This window comes from Pararhodospirillum oryzae (genome assembly GCF_007992075.1).
Classification (GTDB): Bacteria; Pseudomonadota; Alphaproteobacteria; order Rhodospirillales; family Rhodospirillaceae; genus Pararhodospirillum; species Pararhodospirillum oryzae.
This window is the reverse complement of record NZ_BJZO01000123.1, coordinates 1-9,284: the sequence shown is the minus strand read 5'-3', so window position 1 is coordinate 9,284 and position 9,284 is coordinate 1. Positions and strand designations below refer to the sequence as shown.

Here is a 9,284-nt window from a genome sequence, read left to right as displayed (position 1 = left end):
GGGAGAGGGAGGGGCGGCTTCCTCCTCCGGCGCGGCCGCCCGGGCGGCGGGGCCCGCTTCGGCGGCGGGGCCGGGGGCGGCCGGGGGCGTGGGGTCGCTCGCGACCGGTGCCTTGAGCGGGTGCGCCAGGGCCTCCAGCAAGGCCGGGTCGGCCTCGCCAGGGGGGCGACCGTCGGCGAGGGCATCAACGAGGGCGGCCAGGGCATCCAGCCCCCGGCGCAACACGCGCTCCAAGGGGCCGTCAAGGGCCAAGGTGCCCTCGCGCAGGGCGCCCAGCAGGTCTTCCATCTTGTGGGCGGTTTCGGTGATCGCGGCCAGGCGCAGCATCCGCGACGAGCCCTTGATGGTATGGGCCGAGCGGAACAAGGCGTTCAGGGATTCGGTGTCGCCGGGATCAGCCACCAAGTGGGCCAGTCCGTCGTCCAGTCGCGACAAATGGTCGCGGGCTTCCTCGACGAACCGGCCGGTGAAGCGGCTGATATCAAGCGCCATGGCCCGGCCCGCCGCTGATCGGGGAAAGAAGCGGGCCGGGGGCCTGCCCCCCATGCCGCTGACACAGGAAGCGGATTTCGCGCACGGGCAGATCCAGCGGCAGGCGCACCCCCCCATCGGGATCGGGGTGGGCCTCCACCTGGCGCAAGGCAAGCCGGTAGGCGCGGCGCGCCGGCTCCAGGGCCCCGGTTCCCCGATAGGATTCGGCCACGTAGTAATGCCCCACCCAGCAGTCATGGCGGGCATACACCGCCTGTTTGAACCACCGCAGCGCCTCGTCTGACGCGCCGCGCGCGCGGGCCACGAACCCCAGGATCAAGCACGCCTCCGTCGACCAGGAATCGCCTTCCAGCACCGCCTGGGCCAGGGTCTCGGCGTCGTCGTGCTGGCGCAGGTGAAGCAAGACAAAGGCGTCGAGCAGGCGCAAGGCGTTGTTGCCGGGGGCGCGCGACAAGGCGTCGCGCAGCACGGCGTGGGCTTCGGCGGCACGCTTGTCGCGCAGCAGGACGCGGACCGTGTCCAGGTCAACCCCGGGGGCCTGGGGGGGCGGGGCGGGCGTCCTGGACGCGGCGGGGACCGGGGAGGGGGGCGCCAAGGAGGAGGGGGGCGCCAAGGAGGAGGAGGGGGGCGCCAAGGGCACGGCGGCGGCGCGCGCGGGAGTCCTTGGGGCTGGCGGCGTGGGGCGTGTCACCGGCGGCCTGGCAGCGGCAAGGGAAGGGGGCGCGGACAAGATGGCCGGGCCCGAGGACGGCGGCGAAAGCGGTTCCGGCGTCCCCGAGAAATAAAACAGGCCGTCTTCCTCGACCATGTGGAACAGGCCCAGATCATTGGCCAGGGTTTCCGAGGCGCCCACGATCAGAACGCCGTCGTCGGCGAGGCGGCGGCGCAGGTTGGCCTGGATGTGACGGCGGGTCGCTTCATCGAAATAGATGGAGACATTGCGGCAGAAGATGATCTCGAACCGTTCGTCGGGTTCCTCGGGCACCGGGTCCAGCAGGTTGAGGGGCTCGAAGGTGACCAGGGCGCGGATTTCCGGCGCCAGCTCGCCCCCGCCCGAGGACAACGGCGTGAACCAGCCCTGGCGGCGTCGGGCATCGAGCGAGCGGAACGAAAAAGCCCCGTAGCGTCCGGCCCGGGCCCGCTCCAGGGCGGCGCGGTCGATGTCGGCGCCGGTGATGCGGGCCAGCCGCCCGACGCCCGCGGGGCCAAAAGCCTCGCTAAGGGCGATGGCCAGGGAATAGGGCTCCTCGCCGGTCGAGCATCCGGCGCTGAGCAGGCGCACCGGCCCCTGGTCCAGGCGTCGGGCCAGGAAGCGGGGCATGAGGCGCCGGGTCAACAGCTCGAAATGCTCGGGTTCGCGAAAAAAATAGGTTTCGTTGATGGTCAGCAGGCTGACCAGGGCCCCGAATTCGTCGTCGTCCAGCAACACGCGAGTATAATAAAGACCCACATCCCGCACGTTCAAGGTGTTCATGCGCCGGTCGATGGCCTGCAGCAGGGGGGCTTCGCCCAGGCCGTCGCAGGTCAGCCCGCACCGGCCGTGGATCAGGTCCTTGAAGGGAAAGCACTCGACGGCGGCCGGCGTCACGGGCATGGACACCCTCCCGCCAGCCGGACCATGGCCCCGGCGATGCCTTCCAGGGGCAGGACGTGGCCCACGGCCCCTTGCTCGATCGCCACCCGGTTCATGCCGAAAATCACCGACGACGCTTCATCCTGGGCGATGGTCTCGCCGCCGGCCGCGCGGATGGCGGCCAGTCCCTTCGCCCCATCGCTGCCCATGCCGGTGAGAATGATACCCACGCAGGCCCGCCCGAACGCCACGGCGGCGCTTTCCAGGAGCCGGTCGCAACTGGGGCGGTAAAGGTCCTTGGGGGTGCGCTCCTGCCAGGCCAGACGGCGGCCCCTTGTCACGGTCAGGTGGACTTCCGAGGGCGCGATGTACACCGTCCCGGGTGTCAGGGCCTCGCCTTCCTGGCCCATGCGCACCGGCAGGGTGCTGAGCGTGGCCAGCCATTCGGCCATGCCCGGCGCGAAGCCATCGGCGATGTGCTGGGCGATCAGCACCGGTTCGGGAAAATCGCGTGGCAGGTCGCCGAGCAGGCGGGCGAGGGCCTGCGGCCCGCCGGTGGACGAGGCAATGGCGAACGCTCCCCCCCGTCGGCCCGGGGATGGGACGGCCAGGGCGGCGGGGGCCCCGCCGCTCCTCGCGGGCGGCGGGCCGGGCCGCGAGGCCGCCGGCAGGCGCAAGGCCCGCACATGGGTGATGACCCGCACGCCCGACACCAGGCGGGCCTTGGCCAAGAACTCCTGCTGCTCGCGGGTGCCCAGGGCCGGCTTGGCAACAACGTCCACGGCGCCGCGCGAAACCGCCGCGTAGGCGTTCTGGGCGTCGGCCACGTTGCTGACCACCAAAATGGGCACGGCCCGGCTGGTCATGATCTCCTCGATCGCGTCCAGCCCGCCCATGACCGGCATATCCAGGTCCATGGTCACCAGATCGGGGCGCAGGTCGTGAACCAGGGCCACGGCCTCGCGGCCGTGACGGGCCTCGCCAACAACGTCGAACCCGCCATCGGCTTCAAGCACGGCCCGCAGCAAGGAGCGGGCGAGGCCGCTGTCGTCAACCACAAGAACCCGGATGCGCGTGGTCATGGCAAGAAGCCTCCAGGCCAGGGATCAGGGCCGCGCGGGGGGAGAGGGCAGGGAGGGCGAGGTCCCCTCCGGCATCGCGGGGGTGGCGGGAGCCGGTGGGATGCCGGTCGTTTCCCCGCTGGTCGCCGTGCTCAGGCGGAAGCGGTTGACCAAGGTGCCGAGGTCGGCCGACAGGTGGGCCATTTCGCGGCTGATTTCGGAAACGCGGGCCAGCGACTGGGCGGTGTGGCTGCTGGCCGCGACGATTTCCCTCAGGGCAATCACCACCTGGGTGCTGGCCGTGCGCTGCTGCTGGGTGGACAGGGAAATCTGTTGCGCGGCGCTGCTGGTCTGGCGGGCCGCCTCGACCAGGTCGGCCATGCGCTCGGCGGTGTGGGTGGTGGCCTCGCGTCCGGCCAGGATGGTCGAGGCGCCTTTCTCGGACGTGATGACCAGGCGGCTGATGGAATCTTGGATCAGGCCGATCTTGGTTTCGATTTCGCCCGTTGAGTCGGTCACGCTGTCGGCCAGCCGGCGAATTTCCGCCGCCACCACTCCGAAGCGCCGGCCGGCGTCACCGGCGCTCGCGGCTTCCAGGGCGGCGTTGAAGGCAATCAGCTTGGTCTGGTCGGCAACCGCGTTGATGATTTCCATCACGCGGCTGATTTCCTTGGACTTGTTGCCCAGGTCCAGGATCTCGCGCAGCGAGTTCTGGTTGTCGCTTTCGATGTCGTCCATCTTGCCCAGGACCAGGGCCATCGCCTCCGATCCCTTCTTGGCGCTTTCATAGGTGGTGTTGGCGATCTCCACCACCGACTTCGAATGCTCGGCGATCTGGGTCGACGACGCGGAAAGCTCTTCCATGGTCGAGGTGATCTCGGCGACCGAGGCCGACATCTGGCTGGAGGTTGCCGCCTGTCCCTCGATCGCTCCCGCGATGTCGCGGGCGGCCAGGTCCACGGTGCCCGTGTGGGTGCGCACCTCCTGGGCCAGATCATGCAACTGATGGCGCATGTCGCGGGCCGCGCGCGCCAGATCGCCCAGTTCGTCGGCGCCGCATTCGGGAATTTCGTTGGCCAGATCGCCGCGCGCCACGGCGCCCACGCCCTCGATCAGCAGACTGATCCGCCGGGTCAGCCCCCGCGCCGTCAGCAGCGACAGCATCAGTCCCACCAGCAAGGTGGCCGCGCCCACCAGAAGCGCGGTGTTGCGGGCCGCGTCGAAGGTTGCCTGATAGGCCGAGCGGTCCATGGAAATCTCGATCACGCCCAGCGGGTCCCCGGCGTAGTCGGGAATCACCCGGGCGTAGGCGGCCCGGGGCGCGGTCACGATGCCGGTTTCCCCTTTCTGCCGTCCGACCATCGCCGAATGATAAAATTGCGGAGTCCCGGCCAGGGCCGCGCGCAACATGTCCTCGGGCATGATCGGGGCGCCGTCGTAGGTCCTGCCAAACGGCGTGATCTTGTCCTTGTCGAGCAGGTAAAGGGCCACGTCGGCCCCGTTCATCGCCTTGAAGTGATCGAAGAAGGCCTGGCCAAACGACAGGCCGAACTCAACCGTTCCCAAGGCGGTGCCGTGGCTGAACACGGGCATGACCGCCCGCAGCCCCAGGCCCGCCACCCCGACTTCCAGGCCCCGGGTCGGCTGGTGGGTCTGGTTGGCGATCACCACGGTATGGCGGAAGCTCGACAGGTCGTCGCCGTACTTCTCGGGTTTGTGCAAACGCAAGAACGAGGTCGCGGGCGGGGTATGGAACTGGAACTGCTCGACGTCGTAGCCCTTGGCCAGGACATCGTAAACGGGCAGGAACTGCCGGGCCAGGGCATCGCGATCGCGGGCGGCGAAATGCTCCTGGACATCGGGCAGGGTGGCGACCAGGGCGCTCATGGCCTCGCCCTGGCGGGCTTCCAGGGCAATCGCCTGGGTAATGGTCCGCATGTGCCCTTCCAGCTCGGTCCGCTCGGCCTGGGCGATCATCCGGTCGAGCGCATGCAAGCTGAGAACGGTCAGAACCACGGTGACCAGGGCAACGGTGGCCCCCATGGCGACCATGATCTTGGCCCAGACGCGCATTTTGCTATACATCCCGCCCCCCGTCATTCCCCTGTATGTTTTGGGAATTAATCCCTTCGGTTTAGCCCGTCAACGACCAGAACGGCCCGACACAAAAGAGCCTCGTTTCGGAAACGTGCCGTTGGCCCCATCCCCGGGGTTTCCCTGGGGGAACGGGCGCGTCAAACCCGAATCGCGGTTGGCGGGGAGCAGCCCTCTCGACAGTGGCCGGGTGCCTCGCAACGGGAGTACACTCGACTCCCGAACCCGGCCCCTGCCCTGGTTCCGGTCCAGGCGGCGGGCTCTCCTCTTGAAAGGAGGGGACCACATGACCCCAGCCGCCAAGACCAGCCCCCCCTGGCCCGCCGATTTCGTTTGGGGCGTTTCAACCTCCGCCTTTCAGATCGAAGGCGCGACGCAAGCCGACGGGCGCGGCCCCAGCATCTGGGACCGGCGCTGCCTGATCCAGGGCAAGGTGGCGGCGGGCGATACCGCCGACGTGGCCTGTGACCACTACCATCGCTGGCCCGAGGACGTGGCCCTGATGAAGGCCCTGGGGGTGGATGCCTACCGCTTTTCCGTGTCCTGGCCCCGGGTGCTGCCCCGGGGGCGGGGCGGGCCCAACCCGGCCGGCCTTGATTTCTACGACCGGCTGGTGGATGCCCTGCTGGAAGGGGGGATCACGCCCTGGCTGTGCCTGTATCACTGGGATCTGCCCCAGGCCCTGCAGGACCTGGGCGGCTGGACCAACCGCGACTGTGCCGGCTGGTTCGCCGATTACACCACGCTGGTCGCGCGCCGGCTGGGGGATCGGGTCGGGCACTGGCTGACCTTCAATGAGTTCAGCGTGTTCACCATGTTCGGATTCGCCATCGATTGGGCGGCGCCGGGCATCACCGACCGCGAGGCGCACCTGAAGGCCATCCATCACGTGAACCTGGCCCACGGCCTCGCGGTGCAGGGGCTGCGCGCCCTGGTGCCCGGGGCGCGGATCGGCGCCGTGCACAACCGCCAGCGGGTGTTCCCCGAGGGCGAGCGGGAGGAAAACCAGGAAGCCGCCGCCTTGCTGTCGGAACACTGGAACGATGTGTTCCCGGATCCCCAGATCCTGGGCTTCTATCCGCCCCGCACCGCGCGCCTGATCGAACCCTACGTGCGCGCCGGCGACATGGCGCGGATCTGCCAGCCCCTCGATTTCTTCGGCCTCAATCACTACGGCCCGATTTTCGCGCGCGCCGATCCCGGTTGGACGTGGGGCTATGCCTGGGGCGACGCCCCCGAAACCCGCGTGCGTCCGGAAATCGGCTGGGCGGTCTTCCCCGAGGTTTTCCGCGACGAGCTGGTCGAGCTGACCCGGCGCTACCGCCTGCCCGTGTTCATCACCGAAAATGGATGCGGCGGGGGCAGCGATGCCCCGGATCCGACGGGGGCGGTGAACGATCCCCACCGGATCGCCTACCTCACGCTGTACACCGAGGCGATGAAGGAGGCCATGGCGGCCGGTGCCGACGTGCGCGGCTATTTCGTGTGGTCGCTCCTCGATACCTTCGAATGGGGGAGTGGCTATGGCCAGCGCTTCGGCCTGGTGCACGTGGACTTCAAAACCTTGAAGCGCACGCCCAAGGCGTCGTTCGACTGGTACCGCGCCTTGATCCAGGCCCGGCGGGGGCAATAACGCTCGCCCCCGTTTCTATCTGAAGCTGACAAACCCTAGTGGCGCCGGGGGCGGCGGCCGGGGCGGCGGTTGGGGCGCACGGGCGGGCCGGGCTGTGGGGTCGGGGGGGAGATCTCGTCGCCGGTGGTTTCCTCGGGACCCAGGCCCAGGGCATTGAAGATCCGGCCATGGGGAGCCAGTCCCTGATGCTGGATTTCGAAGCTGCAGGCGTTGGGGCCGAGGCCATACCCGTGGCGGGCCAGATCCCGGGTCGCGGGCACACCGCCAGGAGGGGAGGGCACGGGCCGGGGGGCTTCCTCGGCGTGCTCCGAGGTCCAGGCGGGCAGGGTGTCGTGCGGGTAGGGCCAGCGGATGGGCTCCTCCTGCACGGTGAAAACACCGTCTGAATCGGGAAGCAAAAGAAAACGGCGGTGATGGTATTGCTCCAAAATCCGATGGGCGCCCACGGTGAGAAGGGTGGCGTGGGGTAACAACTCCTTGATCTGGTCGAGCATGTGCTGTTCGTCCGCGCGATCAAGGGCATCGGTGGCTTCGTGAATGAACAGCCAGTCAAGGCGGTGCAAGAACAGGCGCGCAAATCCCAGGCGCTTTTGTTCGGAGGCGCTGAGCACGCGGTCCAGGGCGCGCGGGACATCCAAAATCGGAAGAAGGGAATCCAGGTTGGCGCGGGTCAGGGCCTCGGCCATTTTGATCGGCCCGAAATGCTCGGGCGCATGGGGATAGGCCAGGGTCTGGCCGACGGTGGCCAGCAGATAGGGGCGACGGGGCAAGAAGAAGGGGCGGGAGTCCCGCGGTAACACGACCTCCCCCGACCCCCATGGCCACAGGCCGGCCACGACCTTGAACAACCGCAAGGCCGCCACCGAATCCCCCGAGATCAACACTCTTTCGCCTTGCTGAATGGTGGCCTCGATGTCCCGCAGCAAAAGGGCTCCGTCCGGTCTTCTGACGGTGAGATCGTGGAAAGACAAGGCGGACTCGTCGCCACGCCGCACCGTGATGCCCTGCCCGTTGGGCGCCTTGGTCGCGTGGTCGGCCGTATCCAGGGCGTCGAGCAAGGCCAGCACGCGTTCGACCGAGGCGCGCCATTCCGCCACGCGGGCGAGGTTGTCGATCGGCCAGGAAAGGGCCGCGCTCATCTGCTGAAAGGCCTGGGCGGTCTGCATCAAGGTGCCCAGCGAAATGGCGCCGGCAATGTAGCGGGGCGCGGTGACGAGCACGGGAAACGCCGTGGACAAGGTGGAATAGCCCGACGTGAACAAAATAATGTTGCGCAACGCCGTGGTCTGCCGGTTCCACGAGGCGGCGATGTCCTGGAACAGGCGGTACAAGCGGCCGCGTTCATCGGGTTCGCCCTTGAGGAGCGCAATGGTTTCGGCGTTCTCGCGGGCTTGCACCAGATTGAAGCGGAAATCGGCTTCGCACGTCTGACGGCGGTTGACGGCGGAAACCAGCGGGCGTCCCAGCAGCAAGGCGGCCGTGGTGCCGGCGGCGGCGTAGGCCAGGGCAATCCAGACCATGTGGCCGGGAATCGAAAGGTTCATCCCATCCACGGTGATTTCCAGCGGCCCGGAAAGAGACCACAGGATATGGGTGAAGCTGATCAGGAGCAGAAGGCAGTAAAACAGGGAGTGGGTCAGATCAACGGCGGCCTCGGTGCTGATCCGGATGTCCTCGGCGATGCGTCCGTCCGGGTTGTCGCTGTCTCCGGGCAGGTGGTTGATCTGATACTGGCGTCCGTCGGCCATCCAGCGGCGCAGAACCCGCTTGGTCAACCACTGGCGCCAGTCCAGCAAGATACGTCGCTTGATCCACAGGTGCGACGCATTGACCGTCATGGTGAAAAGCAAGATCAACGCCAGTGACCCGATCAACGAGGGCAGGCGATCGTGGGCGCGCTGCTCCAGGGCGTTGAACAGATCGGCGCTCCAGGCGTTGATGCTGATCGGGATGAAAACCTGGGCGATGGTCAGAACAACCAGCACCGCCGTCAGGGCCCGGGCGATCCAGTGCCGGCGAGGCTGATGCTTGAAATCCGTGGAGTCCACCGAATCCTTGAGCCAATACCCGCCGGCCAGGCGTCGGAAGCGGCGCAGGAACGAAGAAGGACGCTGGGCGGGCGCGGAACGAGCGGTGCGCATCGGGGCCTCGTGCTCCAGGGCCGGCGTCGGGATGGCGGCCCATGACTGTCGGCTCGATTAAGCATTCCCTCCGGGGTTTCGCCAACCAGGAAAAACAAACCCTCGGATCAGGAACCGTCCCCGTCCGCTCCAGCGGGGCCGGAAACAACACATTGGACCGGGTGGAGATTTTTGCAAGGCAGGGCTTGATGGGGTTTTTCGGGCGCTTTGGCGCGCTTTTGGGTTTTCGGGCGCGGTGCGCCCGTCGGGCTCGCGCCCGAACCCCGCCGGGGCGATGCCCCGGAGACCCC

Annotated in this window: 6 protein-coding genes; 1 reads left to right on the top strand and 5 read right to left on the bottom strand. The window is 68.1% G+C overall.

Annotated elements, in window-relative coordinates:
- From ROR02_RS15240 to ROR02_RS15225, 4 genes are all read right to left on the bottom strand, one after another.
- Positions 1-492, bottom strand: a 492-nt coding sequence (locus ROR02_RS15240) for an Hpt domain-containing protein (RefSeq protein WP_174823041.1), incomplete at its 3' end; no start/stop codon positions are given.
- On the bottom strand, positions 482-2,086 hold the full coding sequence (locus tag ROR02_RS17470; protein WP_147164900.1) for a CheR family methyltransferase: 1,605 nt from the start codon (positions 2,084-2,086) through the stop codon (positions 482-484). The genes ROR02_RS17470 and ROR02_RS15240, both read right to left, overlap by 11 nt.
- A complete protein-coding gene (gene cheB / locus ROR02_RS15230) occupies positions 2,077-3,147 on the bottom strand; it encodes a chemotaxis-specific protein-glutamate methyltransferase CheB (RefSeq protein WP_147164899.1) in 1,071 nt (356 codons plus the stop codon). The genes ROR02_RS17470 and cheB overlap by 10 nt, the downstream gene beginning before the upstream one ends.
- Positions 3,148-3,171: 24 nt before the next feature.
- Positions 3,172-5,199 carry a methyl-accepting chemotaxis protein gene (locus ROR02_RS15225; RefSeq protein WP_246135584.1) on the bottom strand — a complete coding sequence of 676 codons (2,028 nt, stop codon included), beginning with the start codon at positions 5,197-5,199 and terminating at the stop codon, positions 3,172-3,174.
- 307 nt (positions 5,200-5,506) lie between these two features.
- Between ROR02_RS15225 and ROR02_RS15220 the strand changes: the two genes are divergently transcribed.
- Positions 5,507-6,853 carry a GH1 family beta-glucosidase gene (locus ROR02_RS15220; protein ID WP_147164897.1) on the top strand — a complete coding sequence of 449 codons (1,347 nt, stop codon included), beginning with the start codon at positions 5,507-5,509 and terminating at the stop codon, positions 6,851-6,853.
- 35 nt (positions 6,854-6,888) lie between these two features.
- Here ROR02_RS15220 and ROR02_RS15215 read toward each other — a convergent pair whose 3' ends face one another.
- The gene (locus ROR02_RS15215) at positions 6,889-8,994 is read right to left on the bottom strand and encodes an ABC transporter ATP-binding protein/permease (RefSeq protein ID WP_147164896.1); all 2,106 of its coding nucleotides are present in this window, start codon (positions 8,992-8,994) and stop codon (positions 6,889-6,891) included.
- Positions 8,995-9,284: the final 290 nt, after the last annotated feature.

Coding starts and splice junctions, on each gene's coding strand:
- ROR02_RS17470 (WP_147164900.1), bottom strand. CDS start 2,086: ATGCCCGTGACGCCGGCCGCCGTCGAGTGCTTTCCCTTCAAGGACCTG.
- cheB (WP_147164899.1), bottom strand. CDS start 3,147: ATGACCACGCGCATCCGGGTTCTTGTGGTTGACGACAGCGGCCTCGCC.
- ROR02_RS15225 (WP_246135584.1), bottom strand. CDS start 5,199: ATGCGCGTCTGGGCCAAGATCATGGTCGCCATGGGGGCCACCGTTGCC.
- ROR02_RS15220 (WP_147164897.1), top strand. CDS start 5,507: ATGACCCCAGCCGCCAAGACCAGCCCCCCCTGGCCCGCCGATTTCGTT.
- ROR02_RS15215 (WP_147164896.1), bottom strand. CDS start 8,994: ATGCGCACCGCTCGTTCCGCGCCCGCCCAGCGTCCTTCTTCGTTCCTG.